At 22.4% G+C, this 20,480-nt stretch carries 16 protein-coding genes; 14 read left to right on the forward strand and 2 right to left on the reverse strand.

Features of this window, described 5'->3' with window-relative positions:
• The first annotated feature begins 49 nt into the window (after positions 1 to 49).
• The 14 genes from rpoE (at position 50) to AADV48_RS01385 (ending at position 18,191) form a co-directional block, all read left to right on the forward strand.
• The gene (gene rpoE, locus AADV48_RS01320) at positions 50 to 589 is read left to right on the forward strand and encodes a DNA-directed RNA polymerase subunit delta (protein ID WP_341266793.1); all 540 of its coding nucleotides are present in this window, start codon (positions 50 to 52) and stop codon (positions 587 to 589) included.
• 40 nt (positions 590 to 629) lie between these two features.
• Positions 630 to 1,325: a CDP-alcohol phosphatidyltransferase family protein gene (locus tag AADV48_RS01325; protein WP_341266794.1), complete on the forward strand. Its 696-nt coding sequence runs from the start codon at positions 630 to 632 to the stop codon at positions 1,323 to 1,325.
• Positions 1,326 to 1,329: 4 nt separating this feature from the next.
• Positions 1,330 to 2,184: a phosphatidylserine decarboxylase gene (locus tag AADV48_RS01330; protein ID WP_341266795.1), complete on the forward strand. Its 855-nt coding sequence runs from the start codon at positions 1,330 to 1,332 to the stop codon at positions 2,182 to 2,184.
• Between the two features lie 704 nt (positions 2,185 to 2,888).
• Positions 2,889 to 3,935, forward strand: coding sequence for an ABC transporter ATP-binding protein (locus AADV48_RS01335; RefSeq protein ID WP_341266796.1), 1,047 nt, complete (start codon positions 2,889 to 2,891; stop codon positions 3,933 to 3,935).
• A gap of 12 nt (positions 3,936 to 3,947) precedes the next feature.
• A complete protein-coding gene (locus AADV48_RS01340) occupies positions 3,948 to 4,511 on the forward strand; it encodes an FtsX-like permease family protein (RefSeq protein WP_341266797.1) in 564 nt (187 codons plus the stop codon).
• A gap of 372 nt (positions 4,512 to 4,883) precedes the next feature.
• A complete protein-coding gene (uvrC, locus tag AADV48_RS01345) occupies positions 4,884 to 6,623 on the forward strand; it encodes an excinuclease ABC subunit UvrC (RefSeq protein ID WP_341266798.1) in 1,740 nt (579 codons plus the stop codon).
• Positions 6,624 to 6,658: 35 nt separating this feature from the next.
• Complete coding sequence (gene uvrA, locus AADV48_RS01350) at positions 6,659 to 9,451, forward strand: excinuclease ABC subunit UvrA (RefSeq protein ID WP_341266799.1); 2,793 nt, start codon at positions 6,659 to 6,661, stop codon at positions 9,449 to 9,451.
• Positions 9,452 to 9,473: 22 nt separating this feature from the next.
• On the forward strand, positions 9,474 to 11,438 hold the full coding sequence (uvrB, locus tag AADV48_RS01355; RefSeq protein WP_341266800.1) for an excinuclease ABC subunit UvrB: 1,965 nt from the start codon (positions 9,474 to 9,476) through the stop codon (positions 11,436 to 11,438).
• A gap of 57 nt (positions 11,439 to 11,495) precedes the next feature.
• Positions 11,496 to 12,377, forward strand: coding sequence for a DegV family protein (locus AADV48_RS01360; protein WP_341266801.1), 882 nt, complete (start codon positions 11,496 to 11,498; stop codon positions 12,375 to 12,377).
• Positions 12,378 to 12,407: 30 nt separating this feature from the next.
• The gene (locus AADV48_RS01365) at positions 12,408 to 13,295 is read left to right on the forward strand and encodes a CCA tRNA nucleotidyltransferase (RefSeq protein ID WP_341266802.1); all 888 of its coding nucleotides are present in this window, start codon (positions 12,408 to 12,410) and stop codon (positions 13,293 to 13,295) included.
• A 32-nt stretch (positions 13,296 to 13,327) separates the two neighbouring features.
• Positions 13,328 to 14,266 carry an HD domain-containing protein gene (locus AADV48_RS01370; RefSeq protein ID WP_341266803.1) on the forward strand — a complete coding sequence of 313 codons (939 nt, stop codon included), beginning with the start codon at positions 13,328 to 13,330 and terminating at the stop codon, positions 14,264 to 14,266.
• Between the two features lie 98 nt (positions 14,267 to 14,364).
• On the forward strand, positions 14,365 to 14,667 hold the full coding sequence (trxA, locus tag AADV48_RS01375) for a thioredoxin (RefSeq protein ID WP_341266804.1): 303 nt from the start codon (positions 14,365 to 14,367) through the stop codon (positions 14,665 to 14,667).
• A gap of 11 nt (positions 14,668 to 14,678) precedes the next feature.
• Positions 14,679 to 15,533 (forward strand): tRNA pseudouridine(55) synthase TruB, encoded by an 855-nt coding sequence (gene truB / locus AADV48_RS01380; RefSeq protein WP_341266805.1) that lies wholly within the window; start codon positions 14,679 to 14,681, stop codon positions 15,531 to 15,533.
• A gap of 1,233 nt (positions 15,534 to 16,766) precedes the next feature.
• Positions 16,767 to 18,191, forward strand: coding sequence for a hypothetical protein (locus tag AADV48_RS01385; RefSeq protein ID WP_341266806.1), 1,425 nt, complete (start codon positions 16,767 to 16,769; stop codon positions 18,189 to 18,191).
• Between the two features lie 115 nt (positions 18,192 to 18,306).
• Here AADV48_RS01385 and AADV48_RS01390 read toward each other — a convergent pair whose 3' ends face one another.
• Entirely contained in the window at positions 18,307 to 19,407 is a 1,101-nt protein-coding gene (locus AADV48_RS01390; RefSeq protein ID WP_341266807.1) for a metal ABC transporter permease, read from the reverse strand.
• A 2-nt stretch (positions 19,408 to 19,409) separates the two neighbouring features.
• A complete protein-coding gene (locus tag AADV48_RS01395) occupies positions 19,410 to 20,480 on the reverse strand; it encodes a metal ABC transporter permease (RefSeq protein WP_341266808.1) in 1,071 nt (356 codons plus the stop codon).

Consider the following 20,480-nt stretch of genomic DNA (forward strand, 5'->3'; position numbering starts at 1 on the left):
AATAAACCAAAATAATTTATTTTTATCATAAGGAGAAATGTTATAGTTTGTGAAAAATAATAAGAAAGAAATAAATCCATCGAATGCTATGATTGATATTGCTTATCAAGTTTTATTTCAAAATAAAGAACCTATGATTATTCAAGAATTAATAAAAAAAGTTTTTGAAATTAAACAAATGGATATCAATAATAAAGATGTTTGTTGTCGTTTATATGTAGATATAGTTACAAGTGGTCTTTTTATTTTTTGCGGCAATGATCTTTGGAATATTAAAGCTAATAATTTACATTTTTTAGATCAAGAATATTTTAACGAAAATGACAAACTTTCACCAGAAATAGATAAGGAAATTTTAAATTTTCAAGATTTTGATGTAAAAAAAGATCAAAATAAAGATAATGAAGATGAAAAAGAAGAATTAGATGAAGATAAATTAGATTCTTTAGATATATCTTTAGATAATTCAGATGATAACGATGATAAATTAGAAGAAGAATTCGAACACGTCAATAAAAGCAAAGAAGAAGATGAAAATGAAGAAGAAGAATATATGGGTAGATACGACGATGATTATTTTTACAAATAATAATTATAAAATGATAATTTAAGAATCGAGGCAGATTTATATGTTTTTAGGGTTTTATAATTATACTGTTTATTTAACTTATTTAAATGCATTGTCAGGTTTTATAGGAATGTATTTTATTATGATTGATAAAAACCCTGAATATATATCTATTTGTATGTTAATTTCTGGAATTTGCGATATATTTGATGGTTTTATAAGCAATTTTAAAAAAAAACGCTCTATAGAAGAAACAAAATATGGTATTCAAATAGATTCTTTAGCAGATATTATTAGTTTTGGTATTTTACCTCTTTTGATGGGTTTTGCTTTATTAAAAAATTTAGAAAACCCAAGCGAGATATTGTGTTTTTTATTTGTTTGTGGTAGTATTTTATATATATTAGCTGTTGTTATTAGACTAGCTTATTTTAATGTTTTGGCAGAAAATAATTTAAATTGTCCATATTTAAAAGAAAAAACAAAAATTTTTATTGGTGTTCCAGTAACTTCAGCTTCTATTGTATTCCCTTTTTTAATTTTATCTCAAAATATATTTTGTTGTTTTTTTGATAAAACAGCAGTTAAATTATTATTTTGTCAAATATATTTATTTTTTATTATTTTATTGTCTTTTTTATTTATTTTTGATAAAGTTAAACTTAAAAAACCTCAAAAAAAAGTTTTTTTAATTTTTTTCATTATTATTTTTTTATTATTGATTTGTTTTTTATTAATTTTAAGAAAGATTATATAAAAACATGGATGATCTAAAAGTTGAATATAGTCAAAAACAAAAAATGTTATATTCTAATTTACATAAAAGTTTTTTGAAAAGATTATTTTTAAGAATTGTTATTTCTAAAACAGTTACTTTTTTATTTAGTATTTATTTAAGAAGTTGTTTATCTAAAATACATATTAAAAAAGTGATTCGCAAAAATAATATGAATTTAAAATTATTTACAAAACAGAAATTTTCTTCTTATAATGATTTTTTTATACGTCAATTTAAAAAAATATCTTTTTGTAATGATTCTTCTATTTTTATTAGTCCAGGCGAAGGAAGGTTAATGATTTTACCTATTCAAAAAAATAGTATTTATTCTATTAAAGAGGTAAATTATCATTTAAATGATCTTTTACAAAATGATAAATTAGCTTCTATGTTTACAGAAGGTTATTTGTTAATAATAAGATTAACTCCTTTGAATTATCACCGTTATATTTTTATTGATGATGGATTTCAAAAAAAAGAGAATTCTGTTAAAATTAAAGGAAAATTGCATATTGTCAATCCGATTGCTTTTAAATATTTTAATGTTTGGCAAGAAAATAGTCGGGAATATAATATTTTAGAAACAAAAAATTTTGGTACCATAGTTCAAATGGAAATTGGAGCTTTATTAATAGGCAAAATTAATAATCATCCTATTACTAATTTTAATAAGGCTCAAGAAAAAGGGTTTTTTTCTTTTGGAGGTTCAACTATTATTTTATTTATCCAAAAAAATAAAGTAATTTTTGATAAAATTTTTTTGGAAAATAGTTTGCAAAATAAAGAAACTCCAATTAATTTAGGTGAACACTTAGGTTCTAAAGTTGATTTAAATTGATAGTTTTACAAGATATAATATAAACAATATAATTTAGTTAATTACTGTAGTTATGTTAATACTACAACACCATGTAAAAGTGGAAATTGCCTCTATTTATTAAACTCAAAAATAGCAGATTACATTAGAAATAAAAGCGACGTGAGATAAATTTATCTAGTCGAGAGGTCATCGCAAGTTTAAAACTATTATGAAAAAGGATTCAACCTCTAAACACGAAATCCTAGTAATACTCGAATCTAATGTGTCGAAAGATAATAATAACATGGTTATTGGTCACGTATGTATATTGTATAAAGTCTATAAAAATAAATGACATTTTAATAAATATTCATAGTAAACATGATAAAATGAAGAATTTTTAAAAGAAATAACGGATAATAAGGACATTTATGATATCAGAACAATAACAAAACATAAAAGTAATAGATTGTACAACATTTTAAAAAATGAGTAATTTATAAAGTTTCATAAAATATATAAAATCTGTCTTCGAATATATATTTCGTTTTTTTTTGTTTAAATTATGTAAAATATAGTCTCGAAGTTTTAAAGCCCGCTTGCTTTTTTCTTTTTTTAATATATAATTAATATAAATTATTAACAAAATAATATTTATTTCTATTTGATATTTATTCAATGAATGTTTTTTATACAAATAAATTATTGAGTTTTTATTTATAACATAAAAGGAGTATGGATTGGTGTTAAATTTAGTTAATTTAAGTAAACATTATATTTTAAAAAAAGGTTTGAGACACGCTGTTTTAAAGAATATATCTTTAGATTTACCTGATAAAGGTTTGGTTTTTCTTTTAGGAAAATCAGGTTCAGGAAAAACTACTTTATTGAATTTATTAGGCTGCATAGATAATTTAGACGAAGGAGATATTTTAATTAATAATAATTCTGTACGTAAGTTTAAAAATGTTGATTATGATAATTATCGCAATGGTAATATAGGGTTTATATTTCAAGATTATAATTTACTTTCGGATTTAACGGTTGCTCAAAATATCGCTTTATCTTTGCAACTACAAGGAAAAAAAGTGGAACTTTCTTTGATTACCGAAACATTAAAAAAAGTAGATTTAGTAGGTTATGAACATAGATTTATTAATCAGTTATCAGGTGGACAAAAACAAAGAGTAGCTATTGCGCGTACTTTTATTAAAGATACAAGCATTATTTTATGTGACGAACCTACAGGTAATTTAGATTCAGAAACTGCTAAAGATATTTTAGATTCGTTAAAAAAAATGTCAGAGAATAAATTGATTTTAGTTGTTACTCACGATGCAGAAAGTGCTTTTTCATACGGTGATAGAGTTATAGAATTAAAAGACGGTCAAATTATATCTGATTTATCTAAAGAACCTGGATTAAAAAATATAAAACCACAAAATAAAATAAATTCTTTAAAAGGTAAAGTTATTACTGAGGAAGTATTAAAACAAATTTTAGACAATAACTCGTCTGATTCTAAAAAGATGTTTATTCCAACACCTCAACAACATAAAACAACAGAAATCAAACCATTAATCAGAATTTCAAGCCATTTGCCTTTATCATTAGCTGTTAAAATGGGTGCCAGTTTTTTTAAAACAAAAAAGTTTTATTCATTATTCGTTGTTTTATTTACAGCTGCTTTGTATAATTTATTCTCTGTTTTTTTTCATTTTAATATATTATTTAGTTGTGAATGGCAACAATTGTTAAGTTTTCTAAACAAAAATTTCTCTGGTGATTAATTAGTTACCATAATGCAATCCCCGCCTATAGAATTTTTAGAAACATTAATGCAAAAACATTTGGGGACAATTTGTATTTTGTTTTGTTGTATTTTATTGATATCTTTCTTTTTAATAGGCGGTTTTGTAAAAAGCACTATTAAATTTAAAAAAAAAGATATAGGGGTTTTAAGATCTTTAGGAGCTAGAAAAATAGATGTTTTAAAAATTTTTTTTATTGAAGGCTTTATTATTTCTTGTCTAGTAACTTTAATATTAGGCGTAGTATTTATTTTACCATATTTCCCAGTTAATTGGAGTTATCCATTTAAAACTCAGACATTTGAAGAAAAATCACAACAAATGTTTGTATTGCAACCAATGCAATCGGCACGTATCTTGCGAAATCAAGAACAATATAACGACTGTAAAGCATATTTAAAAAAAGGGTTTGAAAATTTTAGATTTTGGTGTAATTATTTTAATTTAATTTTCTTTTTTTTCATAATGAATTTAATAGTTACTTTTTTATCTATTTTTTTACCTATTAACAAATTTGCTAAAAAGAAAGTCATTGAAGTTATATTAGACAAATAAAAATTTTTTTCAAAACACACATGAAATACAATTTATATTATTAATAATATAAATTGTAAATAAATCCATTTTTAAAACAAACTAAAGTCAATTTATTTTAAATAATAAATAATTTGACTTTTTTTATTTTTATAAATTTAATAAAATTGAATAAAATTCTTTTCAAAAGAAAATATTTGTTTATTTTCTTTTGAAAAGAAACTAAAATATTATAATTTTTATTTAATAAATATGAGAAGAAAATAAATTTTTTAAAATTTTTACTATATTAATTCAAGTATAATATAAATATATTATCTTTCTTGAATTTATAAAGATATTTGTTTGTATTGAAATTGTTCAACTAGATATATAAATTAAAGGTATAAACGTGTGTTATCAGAAAAACTAAAAACATTACCGACTCAGCCAGGATGTTATTTTTTCCAAGCGACAAATAAAAATATAATTTATATAGGCAAAGCTAAAAATTTAAAAAATAGAATCAAAAGTTATTTTGTAGGTTCTCATAATCATAAAACAAATCTTTTAATATCGGAAACTAAAGATTTCAGTTATATTTTAACAAATAACGAATTAGAAGCTGTGATATTAGAATCGAATTTAATTAAAAAACACACTCCTAAATATAACTTTAAATTAACAGATGATAAAAGTTACCCTTATATTGAAATAACAAATGAAAAACATCCTAGAATAATATTATCTAAATATAAAAAAGTTACTAAAAATAAACAATTATTTGGTCCTTATCCTAGTTGTGAAACTATAAAAGAAACAATAAACATCTTGTATCAAGTTTTCCCCTTAAGAAGATGTCATCCACTTAATAAAACAGCTTGTATTTATTACCAAATGAAACAGTGTTTAGGACCTTGTGCTAATGCTAAAGTTGATTATCAAAAAAATATAGAATCTATAACTAAATTTTTAAAAGGCAATAGCAAAGAAATTATTCAAAAAATAAAAAAATTAATGAAAAAAGCTAGCCAAGAATTAGAATTTGAAAAAGCAATGGAATATAAAAAAATTCTATTTCATTTACAAAGAATAACTGAAAAACAATTTATAAATAATTTAAAAGAAGTTAAAAATTGTGATATCATTGCTACTTATTCTAATGATAATGAAATTTCTTTATATATTTTAAGATTGAATCAGGGCAATATTTTTGATCATCATCAAATAGTTTTTTCATATATAGGTTCGATTGAAAATAATATTATAACTTATTTAAATTTATATTATCGCAATCAAATTATTCCTGAAGAAATTATTGTAGGTTCAGAATTGAATAAAGAAAAAAAGAATATCAAGAATTTATTGAAAACTAAAATAACTATTCCTTTGAAAAATCATAAATTGCGTTTGTATCAGCTAACTTTTAAAAATGCTAAAGAAAATCTCATTAAATATAATTTAATATATAAATCTAAATTTCAAATCATGCAAGAGTATATAAATATCTTGTCTGATTTATTTCAAAAACCTATTAATCATATTGAAGTTTTTGATAATTCCTATTTGTTTCAAAAATCTTTTGTATCAGCTATGATTGTATTCAAGAATTTTCAATTTGATAAACAATGTTATCGAAAATTTCATATAGACAAAGAATTTCAAGATGAATATCGTGCTTTCGAATACATATTGAGTAAACGTTATAAAAAACTTTTAGACATTCAAGCACCACTACCAGATCTTATTTTAATAGATGGTGGAAAAGGTCAATTGAATGTTTGTAATCAGGTTTTAAACAAATTAAATTTAAAAATTTCAACTGGAGCGTTGAAAAAAAACGATAAACATCAATTAGAAGCTTTAATTACGATGAACAAAACTTTTTATTTTCAATCTAACGATAAATTATTTCGTTTTTTATTACAATTAAGCACAGAAGTACATCGTTTTGCTTTATCTTTTCATAAAAAAACTCAAATGCAAGAAACAAAAAAAATTTTATCATGTATATCTGATATAGGAATAACAAAATATCAAAAAATATTAGAGCATTTTACAAATATAGAAGAAATCAAAAAAGCTCCTTATGAAGAATTTAAAAAATTAAATATTTCTTATAATATTTTTACTAAAATTAAAAAACAAATATAAAAAAAAGAAACATTTAAGAAAGTGTTATAAATCAAATGAATAATAATCAAATAATCCAAGTTAGAGGTGCACGAGTAAATAACTTAAAAAATATTAACTTAGACATTCCTACATCTAAATTTATCGTGGTAACGGGTGTTTCAGGTTCAGGCAAATCTTCTTTGGTTTTTGATACTCTATATCAAGAAGGAAAAAGGAAATACATAGAATCTCTTAATTCCTATACTAAAATATTTTTAGGTAATTTCGAAAAACCTGATGTGGATAAGATTGAAGGTTTATGTCCTGCTATTAGTGTTTCGAAAAAAATAATCTCTAATAATCCTCGTTGTACTGTCGGAACTATGACTGAAATTTATGATTATTTAAGATTACTTTACACACATATTGCTGTTCCTCATCATCCGATTACAAATCAAATAATAAAAAATCAAACTTTAGAAGAAATTGCTGATAAAATTTTACAATTAAAAACCAATATAAAAAGTTTTATTTTAGCTCCAATTTCTACAGAAGAAAAAGATAAAAATCCGAATATTTTCAAAAACTTTATTAAAAAAGGTTTTTATCGTTTTCTTGTTAATAATCAAATATTATGTTTGGAAGATGATGATGTTTTATTAAAGGCAAATCCCGATTATGAGATTTATACAATAATAGATCGTTTCGTTCTTAATAACAAAGAGAGATTGCATAATTCTTTGGAATTAGCTTTTTCTTTAATTTCTGAACAAGTATGTGTTTATCAAGAAGAAAAAATTTTTAAATTTAATCGTAATCTATCTGATCACGAGCAAAATTTTGATACCCCTATTCAAAACCTGCGTTTATTTTCTTTTAATAATTCACTTGGTTTTTGCGATAATTGTCGAGGTTTAGGAATAAAAAAAAAATTAGATTTAGATTTAATTATTGTTTATGATAAATCAATCAATGATGGTGGTATCATTCCTTATTTTTATTATAAAAAATTATATACTCAAATTCATGATTTAAAAGCTTTTTGTGGACATCATAATATTGATATGGAAACCCCTTTACAACAATTAAGTCCGAAATTACTGAATACTCTTCTTTATGGCGAACAAGATGATAAATTAAAAACAAATATTTTAAATCCTATGAATATGGGAGTAATAAAAATTTTGGAATATTATTATAACGAAAATGATGATAAAAATAATATTAATTATTTTATTGATTTGTTTATGTCTCAAAAAAAATGTGATTTATGTTTAGGAGCTCGTTTGAACAAAAGTGCTTTAATGTTTAAAATTCAAAATAATAATATTTATGAATTGACACAATTATCTATAGAAGATTTATTAATTTTTTTTCAAAAATTAGAATTGAATAGCGAAGAACAAAAAATTGCAGATTCTATTTTGGAAGAAATAACTAATAGATTAATTTTTTTAAAAAATATTGGTCTAGGTTATTTAACTTTAGATCGTTATGGTAAAACATTATCTAGTGGAGAAAACCAAAGAATAAGATTAACTAATCACATTAGCTCTAAATTATCAGGTATTTTATATACATTGGATGAACCATCAATCGGTTTGCATCCTAAAGATAATGAAAAACTGATTAATTCTTTGAAAACAATTAGAGATTTAGGTAATACCCTTGTAGTAATAGAAAATGATGTTGATACAATTTTATCGGCTGATTATTTAATAGATATTGGACCACTAGCAGGAGAACAAGGTGGTGAAATTATAGCTTGTGGCATTCCTCGAGAAATAATGCAAAATAAAAAAAGTTTAACAGGAAAGTATTTAATAGGTCATGAAAGAATTGATATACCACAAAAAAGAAATCTTGTTGATTTTAAAAAAGTTATCCATATCCAAAATGCTTCCGAAAATAATTTAAAAAATATTACTATTGATTTTCCTTTGGAAGTATTCACAGTTATAACAGGAGTTTCTGGTTCAGGAAAATCCACTTTATTAAATCAAATTTTAAAATCAATCAATCAAACGAAAACTTTTTCAGAAAAAAATTCAAATATATTCTTGAATAAACATAATCATATTCAAAAAATTATTAAAATTAATTCTGCTCTTATAAGTAAAAAACCTAAAATTAATTTAACTACATATATAAAAATTTTAGATCATATTAAAAATTTATTCGCTTCAACTTTGGAAGCTAAAATAAAAGGTTATACAAAAAATGATTTTTCTTTGAATAATAAAAAAAGAATTTGTCAATATTGTTCTGGCGAAGGTATTCAAAAAATTAACATGTATTTTTTACCTGATGTGTTAGTTAAGTGTCAAAAATGTAATGGGCAAAAATTCAATAAAGATATTTTAAAAATAAAATATAAAAACAAAAATATAGCGGAAATATTAAATATGACAGTTCAAGAAGCTTTTATGTTTTTTGATAATTTGTCTTTTATACAAAAAAAATTACAAAACTTAAAAGACATAGGATTAGATTATATACGTTTAGGCCAAAGTTTTGCTACTCTTTCAGATGGAGAATTACAAAGGATCAAATTAGTGAGTGAATTAGAGAAACAAAATATTCCGAATATACTTTATATATTAGACGAACCCACTATAAGTTTACACAATGAAGATGTGAAAAAATTAATTCAAATCATTCATCGCATAGTAAAACATAAATCAACTGTTATTATAATTGAACATAATTTAGATATTATTAAAAATGCTGATTATATTATTGATTTAGGACCACAAGGAGGTCAAAAAGGTGGCTATATTATGGCTACAGGAACACCAGAAGAAATAAGTAATAATCCTCAAAGTTATACAGGACAATATTTAAAAAAAATTCTAAATCTCAAATAAAATAATAAGGTTAAAATTATATATGTCATTCAAAATCAAAACTTTATATAAACCTAGCGGCGATCAACCTAAAGCTATTGAAGAATTATTAATGAATTTTAATCAAAATATCAAAGAACAAATTATTTTAGGAGCCACAGGAACTGGAAAAACTTTTACGATAGCTAATATAATCCAAAAATTAAATCAAAATACCTTGATTATTGCTCATAATAAAACATTAGCGGGACAATTGTATAACGAAATTAAAGAAATATTTCCTGAAAATACAGTGGAATATTTCATTTCTTATTATGATTATTATCAACCAGAAGCTTATGTTGTAGCTAATGATACTTATATCGAAAAAACTTCTAAAGTTAATGCTGAAATAGATCAATTGCGTAACAGAACAATTAATTCTTTAGTTTATGGTAAAAACGTTATCGTTATTTCTTCTGTTTCTTGTATTTATGGTGTGGGCGATATAAATGATTATAAACAATCTATTCTTTATTTAGAAAAAAATAAAAACTTTTTTTTAAAAGAAATTTCAACAAAATTAATAGAAATGCAATTTAAAAGAAATGATATAGAATTTGGCAGGGGTACTTTTAGAATAAGAGGAGATATTTTAGAAATTATTTTATCTTCTGAAAATAAAAGAGGTATTCGAATTATATTCGATGATGAAATGATTGAACAAATACATATTTTTGATATTTTAACAGGCAAAATTATTGATGATTTAAATAATATTGTTATTTATCCCGCAAATCTTTATATGGCCGATAAAACCAAAATAAAAGAAACTATTAAAAGAATTGAAAAAGAATTGATAGAACGCATTCAATATTTTAAAGAACAAAATAAATTAATTGAAATGCAAAATCTTGAAAGAAGAATAACAAATGATATTGAAATGTTAAAAGAAATAGGTTATTGTAATGGGATTGAAAATTATTCTCGACACTTATCACTTAAAAAAGAAAAAGAACCACCCACAACTTTAATCGATTATTTTGGCTATAATTTTTTAACTATTATTGATGAATCTCATGTTACTGTCCCTCAGATTAAAGGAATGTATGAAGGAGATTTTTCTAGAAAACAAAATTTAGTCAATTATGGGTTTCGTTTACCTAGTGCTTTAGATAATAGGCCGTTATTTTTTTATGAATTTGAACAAAAATTAGATAAAGTTATTTATTTATCAGCAACTCCAGGTGATTACGAATTAAATAAAAATATTCCTATTGTAGAACAGATTATTAGACCTACTTTTATTTTAGATCCTAAAATAGAAATAAGGCCTACTAAAAACCAAATTGAAGATTTATATTTTGAAATTAAAAAAAGAATACAAAAAAACGAGAGAATTTTAGTCACAACTATAACTATAAGCATGAGCGAAGAATTAACAAAATATTTTAAAAAAGTAGGTCTTAAAGTAGCTTATTTACATAGTAAAATTAAATCTTTAGAGAGAATGATTATTTTAAAAAAATTAAGACAAGGCGTTTATGATTGTTTAATCGGAGTTAATTTATTAAGAGAAGGTTTAGATTTGCCAGAAGTTTCTTTAGTAGCTATTTTAGATGCTGATAAACCAGGTTTTTTAAGAAGTTATAAAAGTTTAATTCAAACTATTGGGCGGGCAGCTAGAAATATTCAAGGACAAGTTATTATGTATGGTGATGAAATAACAAATGCTATGGAAATTGCTATTAAAGAAACTCAACGTCGTCGCCGAATACAAGAAAATTATAATTTAACTCAGAATCTTATGCCGACTATTATTAATAAAAATGTAGCGCAAATCACAGATATTAATCAAGAAAAAAATGAAAGTATAGAATCATTTTTATCTTCTCATCAAAAATATCCATCAGATTATAGTGTGAAAAAACTTCAAAGATTAATGAAAAGAGCTGCTAAAAAATTAGATTTCGAAAAAGCAGCTTTTTACAGAAATTTAATAATAAAACAAGAACATAACAAAATATAATAAATATTTATAAAATTTTTTTGAAATAAAAACTCTCAAATAATAAAAGGTTTTAAAATGAATAAAATAAATAAAACAAATCAAAAAATAAAAGTAATGTCAACATCTACAAGTTGTTTAGATTATTATTCTAAAACAAATACAAATATTGATTTGATTAGAATTAAAATTTATATTGATAATAAAGAATATATTGATGGTAAAACTATCAAAGCTGATGAATTTTACAATATGATGAACGCAAATAACAAATTAGTTATTAAAACATCACAACCTTCTGTTGGTGAGTTAATTGATTATTTTGAAAATTTAGTTCAACAAGGTTATAAAAAAATTTTTATTACGACTATTTCTAAAAAATTAAGCGGTAGTTATAATGCTATTTGTCAAGCAAAAAAACAATTAAATGATAAAATTGAAATTATTCCTTATAATACTGACACCGTGTGCTTTTCTGAAGGTTATTTCGCTTTAGAAACACAACGCCTTTTAGATGAAGGTTCTACTTTAACAGAAGTTATTGAACACTTAGATTTCTTAAAAAAAAATAATACTATTTTTTTTGTAGTTAAATCTTTAACACAATTAATTAAAAACGGTAGATTAACTAAAAAAAAAGGTTTTATCGGTAGATTGTTAAGAATTAATCCTATCTTGCAAGTAAATGAAAACGGAGAAATTGTTTTAATTGGTAAAAAATTTACTATTGATAGTTCTTTCACTTATATATTAGAAAAAATCAAAAAATATACAATGAATAAAAAATTTTTAATTCATATTTTAACTACTGGCAACCCTCATTTAAAAACAAAATTTAAAACATTTTTAGAAAAAGAACTTAATTTAAATAATATTTTAGAAATTCCTTCCTCGCCTGCTATCGGAGCTCATGTAGGAAATGATGTTTTAGGAGTTGGAATCATTCTTTTAAAATCTTGAGAAAAATGTATTAAAAAAGGTATTTTTGAAATGAAATTGAATAATCAAGAAAAAACGAAAATCCAAAAAGCACAACAAATATTAAAAGAAATGAAACAAAAAGGGTTTGAAGCTTTTATTGTAGGCGGAGCAGTTAGAGATATCATTTTAAATATATCTATAAATGATATCGACATAACTACTAATGGTCATTATGAAGAAATAAAAAAATTTTTCATTTGTAAAAAAAAAAATATTAAATATGGTTCTTTTCAAATAATTTTTGAAAAAGAAAAATTTGAAATAACTACTTATAGAGAAGAAGGACCTTATTTAGATTACAGAAATCCTTCTTTTGTTAAATTTATTAAAGATATTAAAGAAGATTTAAAAAGACGTGATTTTACTATTAATAGTTTGTTAATGGATGAAAACGGCAAAATAATTGATTATATAAATGCTTATAATGAATTCAATCACAAAAAAATAAAAACTATTGGTTTTTCTGATAAAAAATTTAAAGAAGATGCTTTAAGAATAATGCGACTTTTTACACTTCAAGCTAAAACTAATTTTGATATAGATGAAGAAACCGAACAAGCTGTAATAAATAATATTTCTTTAATAAGCAAAATAAAAACTCAATATATTCTTGAAGAATTAAAAAAAATAACAAAACAAAAATTTTATCAAAAAGCTTTTTTATCTTTAAAACGCACTAATGCTATTTCTTTTTTAAAAGAATTCAAAGAGAGTATTCTTTTTATAATTGAAGCAAATTTTAAAAAAATGACACCAGAATTATTTTTCAAATTATCATTCATTTTAAATCCTAAAATAATCCATTCTTTCACATTTAATAAAAGCAAAAAAGAACAATTTCAAAAAATATTATCTTTATATGAACAACTTATAAAGAGTTCGTTAGTAATAAATTAAAAAATATATTTTTATCAAAAAGGTTATATAATATGAATCAAAACTTATTTTTACAAAATAAAAAAATAAATGATAAAATCACTTTTATTGGAAAAATAATTAGCCTTAATAAAGGCGAACATTTTTGTAATATTGACTTTTTATTAATGGAAAATTTTAATGTAAATATCAAAATAGATTCTGTTTTTGATATTCCTCAAAAAGACAAACTTTATGTTTTCGAAACAGCATATCAACAAAATAAAAACAATAAAAACGTTTTAATATGTCTTAAATATTCTTTAATCGAAAATAATTTAAATTTAGAACAAATTTATCATTGTTATAATCATTTTTTTACGTGCACAAATATTCCTTTTCATGTCATAGATCAACAAATAACTAATTTTTTATCTAATATCAAAAATCCTATTTTCAAAAAAATAACTCAAAATATTTATTCTAAATATAAAATAAATTTTTTAATTTCACCAGCTGCTTGCAAAATGCATCATGCTTATTACGGTGGTTTAAGCCATCATACTCTAAGTATATTGAAGATATCTAATCATTATCTAGAATTATATCCTTTTTTAAATAAAGATTTATTACAATGTGGTATTATTCTTCATGATATGGCTAAAATACAAGAATTTACTTTCGAAACGAAAAGTTATACCAAACAAGGCGTTTTATTAGGGCATTTAATTTTAGGAGTTAATAATATCCATGAAGAAGCTCTTTTATTAGGGTTTCAAGACAAAGAAGAAATTTTGCTTTTAAAACATTTAATAATTGCACATCATGGTTTATTACAATATGGTGCGTTTAAAGAACCTCAAATCGGCGAAGCTCTTTTATTATGGTATTTAGACGATTTAGATGCTAAATTAAATACTTTAAAAGAAGAAATAGAAAAAACTGAAAAAGGAAAATTTACTGAAAATTTACCTGTAATAAAAGGAAAATCTTTTTATAAACCAGATTTATGATTTTTATTTATAAGTTAATTAATTAACTTATAAATAAACTTATAAAAAGATATATAATAAAAATAAAAACATTATAAAAGAAAGGTTTTGCAAATAACATGTGCGAAAATAATAAAAATATAGATTTAAAAAAAATAATTAGTCAAAAAACAACAGTTTTAATCGATTTTTATGCTTCTTGGTGTGGTCCATGCCAAAAATTAATACCTGTTTTAAATATTTTTGCTAAAGAAAATCCTGATATAGAAATAATTAAAATTGATGTGGATTTACATCGTGAATATATGAACGAATATAATATCACAAGTTTTCCAACTCTAATATTATTTCAAGATGGAGAAGAAAAAAAAAGAAAAATAGGATATTGTTCAAAAGAAGAATTACAATCTTTTGTTGAATAAAAAAATAAAATTTGAAAAACGGTTTTTTCTTAATTAATAAAGCAAAAAATATATCTTCTCAGAAAGTTATTTTTTTAATCAAAAAAAAATTAAACCTTTTTAAAGCAGGACATACAGGTATTTTAGATCCTTTAGCAGAAGGTCTTTTGATTGTTTTAATTAATAAAGCTACTAAATTAGCTTTTTTATTTGAAAAATTAGATAAAACATATAAAGGTAGTGCATTATTTAATCAAAATTTTGATACGTTAGATATAACAGGTAAATTAATAAATAAAAAAGAAAATATTTTAGATTTTGAACAAATTCAAAAAAGTTCTCTTTATTTTGATAAAAAAAAATATTTACAAATACCCCCTATGTATTCTGCTATAAAAATAAAAGGTCAAAAAATGTATCATTTAGCTAGGAAACATATTCATATTGAAATCCCTCCTAGAGAAGTTCATATTAAAAATTTAAAAATAATACCGCCTTTGACAAATGATTCAATAAATTTTGAAACAAAAGTTTCTAAAGGCACTTATATAAGAAGTTTAATTAGAGATATTGCTTCCAAAATGAATACCTATGGAGCTTTACAAAATTTAACTCGAACTAAAATAGGTTCTTATAATTTACAAAATGCTCAAAATATTGAATCAGTAACTTTAGAACATTTAAGAGATGTTAAAGAACTTTTTCAAAAAAAACAAAAATTAATTTTAAATGATTATTTAATTAAATTAGTAAAAAATGGTATTACATTAGATGAAAGACAAATTATAACTCGTCATCCTTTTGTTGTTTTAGATCAAAAACAAAATTGGATAGCTTATTATGAACCCATAAATAAAAATAAATATTCTCCTAAATATTTTTTTTAAAAATCTTTTTTTAATTAAATGTTTAAATTTTAGGAAACCGCAGGTTTCACAGTATTAAGACAAATTTAATAATTGGTTTGATTACACTCTTATATTTTATATTTTTGCTTGATTACTGTTTTAGTAATAATTTTTATATTTCAATATAAAGCAATAGTAATGGACAATAAGAACTACACAAAAAAATATAAACAATGTAAATGTTCATAATATAGAATAATTTTGGTATTTAATATTATTATAGAAAAATTCATCAAATAAAATTATTAATGTGGTTTCTGTTCACTTTTTAAAAATAGAAATAATAAATCTTTTAAATCATACATAAATGTATTAATCTAATAAAATTAGAACAATAATAGACTAGTAAATCAACCGAAAGGTTTAAGTTATTATTTTATTCAATATTACAAAGAATACTTTAAACTTGTATTTTTTTTTATTTATGATATTATACTTTACAAAATAATTTATTTTTTATATAAATTATTTTTATTAAAAAATTTTTGAAAATATATAAAAGTTTTTTTATATATTTTCAAAAGTCTTGGAGATGATTGTTATTTGGATTTTATTAGTGTTTGGGATATATGAAGAATATTAATAGATTATTTCGAATTTATAAGTGATAATGTGATAAGTAATGAAATTAGATTTTGAAACACCTTCAAATTTGACACAAAACAAAAAAATTAGAAAAAACAAAAATATTAAAAAAAATAAAAATAATTCATCTGTTTATTCGTTAACACGTAATATATTAATTTTGTTTCATATTTTTTTGTTTTGTTTTTTTATCCTTTATATATCTCATAAATTATGTCTGTTACCTTCGGGTTGTATCTCAACGTTTAGGATTAGATAAAATAGATACATTATCTTTATTTAATATAAAGATAATGTATAATGAATATTCTTGAAATAAATTAGACATTAGATAATTTTAATAACAAATGCACAGTTAGAAATTAAATTGAATTAAATAAATTCTAATATACATTAATAATTAACAATAAAAGAATCCATAAAATAATAAGTAACATTAATCGAAAAATAAATAATAAATTGAAAAATTTAACATTTATTTTATATTGATAGGCTTTGTCTTGTATTATTTTGTTCATTTGTATTTCTATTTAGTGGTTATCTTTGTTTAAATTAAACAAATAGAATTTAAAAATCAAATGTGATAATAATACTTTATGAATAAATTATAAAAGGTAATTGTGATTTATGATATTTTACAAAAAAAATAAAGAAGAATATATAAATATTATTATTGTATTAATAATATTTATTTTGTTTGATGTTTGTAAGATTTTAGCTTTAGACAATAATTCGAAAGATAAACAATATAAAGTAGACTTTGAATTAAAACACACAATACCTCAATACCGTCTAAAACCTGTTGTAAAAACTTATAAACAAAATGGTTTTGTTCCAATAGAAGAAGAATCTGAATCTGCTCCAAAAGAACTTGCTAAACCTGATACATCATCTGATTCAAAAGAACATGATAAACCTGTTACAGTTTCAAAAAAACCTTATATACCTGATTCAATTTTAAAAGATCATGACATACTTAATGCAATTGATACATCTGATTTAAAGTTAGAATTTAATTTACCTGAAAAATTGTCATCTACTCAGGAGGCTCTAAGTATAGACGAGTTGTATATTTCCTTTCGACATAAAACGTGTGAAAATGACACAAATTTAAAACAACAAATTGAACAGTTAAAAAAATTAATTTATTTACTTTACAAAGACAACGCATTAAGTCGATATGTACGCAAACAGTCTTTATTTAATGATTTAAAAAATGTTGGAATTACAGTTCAAGAATTAAAACAATATAAATTTGGAGTGAAAGACTTCCAAAACGCTCAATATTCAGCTAAAGACTTAACAGGTGTATTTAAATTAGAAGATTTAAAAGAACATTATCCACCTAATGAATTAAAAGATGCTGGATTTCCAATTAAAGACTTCCAAAACGCTCAATATTCAACTAATGAATTAAAAGGTGTATTTAAATTAGAAGATTTAAAAGAATATTGTTCACCTAATAAATTAACAGGTGTATTTAAATTAGAAGATTTAAAAGAACATTATCCACTTAATGAATTAAAAGATGCTGGATTTCCAATTAAAGACTTCCAAAACGCTCAATATTCAGCTAAAGACTTAACAGGTGTATTTAAATTAGAAGATTTAAAAGAACATTATCCACCTAATGAATTAAAAGATGCTGGATTTCCAATTAAAGACTTCCAAAACGCTCAATATTCAGCTAATGAATTAAAAGGTGTATTTAAATTAGAAGATTTAAAAGAATATTGTTCACCTAATAAATTAACAGGTGTATTTAAATTAGAAGATTTAAAAGAACATTATCCACTTAATGAATTAAAAGATGCTGGATTTCCAATTAAAGACTTCCAAAACGCTCAATATTCAGCTAAAGACTTAAAAAATGTGGGATTTACAATTGAAGACTTCCATAAAGCTGAATATGAACCTAATGGCTTGAAATACGCACGTATATTTAACGTTGATGAAATAAAAAAATGTTATGAAGAGGATTATGAATTAAAAGATGATAGATTTATATCAAAAAAGCGCAAAAAAGGTTTTTTTGCCAGTTTATTTAAATAAACCCAACAAGAAATAACACTAAATAAGAAATATAAAATAAAACTAATATAAAAAAAGAAAAACTTTTTTATATTAGTTTTATTTATATATGCTAAATTAAAATTTTAGACAAGTTTTAATTCAAACCAAAATTTTTATTTTTTTGGTGTAAAAAATTTCTCCCCACATTAGTGATAATTAATTCTTTATTTTTTTGTATTATATATTTATCTTTTATAGCTTTTTTTAAACATTTTTGATAACGCTCTGAAGGCCATTTTAAATCATTTTGAATATCTTGAATGTAATTTTTAATATTTTGTTTTAAATGATTTTCTAAATGCATTAATAATAAAATTATCATAAAAGTTTTTTTATGAAAATAATTTTTAATTATTTTAGCTATAATACCATTTTTAGGTTCAAACACTAAAACAATTACAAAAATACTTAAAATAACTACAGAAATCATTCCTGATACCGGAAGATCCAAATAAATCCCTAAATAATAACCTAAACTAGCGCTTATAAAAGCTAACCATAAAGATAATAACCAACAATTAAATAATCTTTGAGTCAATATTGTAGCTGTTGCTGCTGGGCCTATCATACAAGCAATAACCATAACAGAACCAACAACATCAAAGGAAATAACTGCTGTTAAAGAGACTAATGCCATTAAAATATAATTAATAATAACTGAAGAAAAACCTAAAACATTAGATAAATGAGGGTCAAAAATAAATATTTTTAATTCTTTGTAAAATATAGAAACAAAAAATAAATTTAAAATTAAAATAGGGATTATTTTATATAGTATGCTTGCTTCTGATAATTCAATATTACCTAAAAAAACAGCATCAGTATCTATATGAATATTTCGGATAAATTTACTAATAATTATAATAGCAATAGAAAAGAAAAAAGTAAAAACAAGTCCTATAGCAGAACCTTTAGAAATTTTTTTGTTTTTGCTTATTAATTCTATTAAATAAGCAGTACAAACACCTACCAAAGTCGCTCCTATAATTAAAAAAGGAGAATCTAAATCATTTACCAATAAATAAGCAAGTACAATTCCTAATAAAACACTATGACTAATAGCATCCACAACCATTGAAACTTTTTTATAAATTAAAAAAACACCTAGATTTGCTAAAGATATAGAACATAAAATTAAAATTAAAAAAGTATCTATTTCAAAAGATTCTAAAATTATATTTAAAATATTATTCATAATTAAAATTCGCCTTTAATTAAATTTTCCACTAATTTAATTCCTTTACCAGTTACCAAAATTTTACCCGATTCTTTATGTAAATATTTTTCTTCTAATAAAAAAGATTCTATTTCAACAATATCTTGTGATTTATTATTATGATAAAAATGAATTAATTGTTTGAATTTTTTAATTTTTCTTTGATATTGTTTTTGTTTTAAAAATTTTTTAAATATACCGTTTGTACGAGCAAATAAACAAGTTAATAAAATAAAACAAGTTGAAATTACAATAATTATAGGACCAGTAGGCATTTGTTCTATATAAAGACTCATATTAATTCCTATAAAGCTAGATAAAAAAGAAATAAAAGAAACTAAAATAATATTGACTAATAATTTATCACTTAAATGTCTTGCAATAATACCAGGCATAATTAAAAAAGCACTAGTTAAAATAACTCCTGTTATTTTTAAACTAATTATAACCAATCCTATCAATAAAGCATTCATAATAAGTGTTAAAATTATATTATTAAAACCTAGACTTTGAGATAATTGTTCGTCAAAAGTAAAAATTTTAAATTCTTTCCACAATACACAAATTGTTAAAATAGTTATAAAAGTTAGAACGCCGATTATTATAACATGAGTTTCAGAAATTAAAGCTATTTGTCCTAAAATAAATTTTTCTAAAACAGCAATTGAACAATCTTCACTTCCTTTTTGCGCATAAGCAATTAAAACATTACCTAATCCGAAAAAAGAAGCAATCATTAAAGATAAAATAGTATCAAATTTAATTTTTGAATATCTTTTAATAATTTCTATTAAAGATAAAGATACTATTGCGGATCCAAAAGCCCCTAACCAAATAACCCATTCACTAGTTGAATTTGCAATAATATATGCTATTGCAATTCCAGGTAAAACTGTATGCGATAAAACATCCCCTATTAAAATTTTTTTTTTCAAATTAATAAAAATACCTAAAATACCAGATGTTATCCCTAATAAAAAAGAACCTATAAACATTAGTCTAGCTATGGGATTTGTAAATATACTACAAAATAATTCTAAATAATACCACAT

It is taken from the genome of Candidatus Phytoplasma fraxini (assembly GCF_038024965.1).
Classification (GTDB): domain Bacteria; phylum Bacillota_I; class Bacilli_A; order Acholeplasmatales; family Acholeplasmataceae; genus Phytoplasma; species Phytoplasma fraxini.

What these genes read in the sequence shown, in the direction of transcription:
- AADV48_RS01360 (WP_341266801.1), top strand. Translation starts at nt 11,496, where the DNA reads ATGAATAAAATAAATAAAACAAATCAAAAAATAAAAGTAATGTCAACA.
- AADV48_RS01390 (WP_341266807.1), bottom strand. Translation starts at nt 19,407, where the DNA reads ATGAATAATATTTTAAATATAATTTTAGAATCTTTTGAAATAGATACT.
- AADV48_RS01340 (WP_341266797.1), top strand. Translation starts at nt 3,948, where the DNA reads ATGCAATCCCCGCCTATAGAATTTTTAGAAACATTAATGCAAAAACAT.
- AADV48_RS01325 (WP_341266794.1), top strand. Translation starts at nt 630, where the DNA reads ATGTTTTTAGGGTTTTATAATTATACTGTTTATTTAACTTATTTAAAT.
- AADV48_RS01395 (WP_341266808.1), bottom strand. Translation starts at nt 20,480, where the DNA reads ATGTGGTATTATTTAGAATTATTTTGTAGTATATTTACAAATCCCATA.
- AADV48_RS01365 (WP_341266802.1), top strand. Translation starts at nt 12,408, where the DNA reads ATGAAATTGAATAATCAAGAAAAAACGAAAATCCAAAAAGCACAACAA.
- AADV48_RS01370 (WP_341266803.1), top strand. Translation starts at nt 13,328, where the DNA reads ATGAATCAAAACTTATTTTTACAAAATAAAAAAATAAATGATAAAATC.
- trxA (WP_341266804.1), top strand. Translation starts at nt 14,365, where the DNA reads ATGTGCGAAAATAATAAAAATATAGATTTAAAAAAAATAATTAGTCAA.
- AADV48_RS01330 (WP_341266795.1), top strand. Translation starts at nt 1,330, where the DNA reads ATGGATGATCTAAAAGTTGAATATAGTCAAAAACAAAAAATGTTATAT.
- AADV48_RS01385 (WP_341266806.1), top strand. Translation starts at nt 16,767, where the DNA reads ATGATATTTTACAAAAAAAATAAAGAAGAATATATAAATATTATTATT.
- uvrA (WP_341266799.1), top strand. Translation starts at nt 6,659, where the DNA reads ATGAATAATAATCAAATAATCCAAGTTAGAGGTGCACGAGTAAATAAC.
- uvrB (WP_341266800.1), top strand. Translation starts at nt 9,474, where the DNA reads ATGTCATTCAAAATCAAAACTTTATATAAACCTAGCGGCGATCAACCT.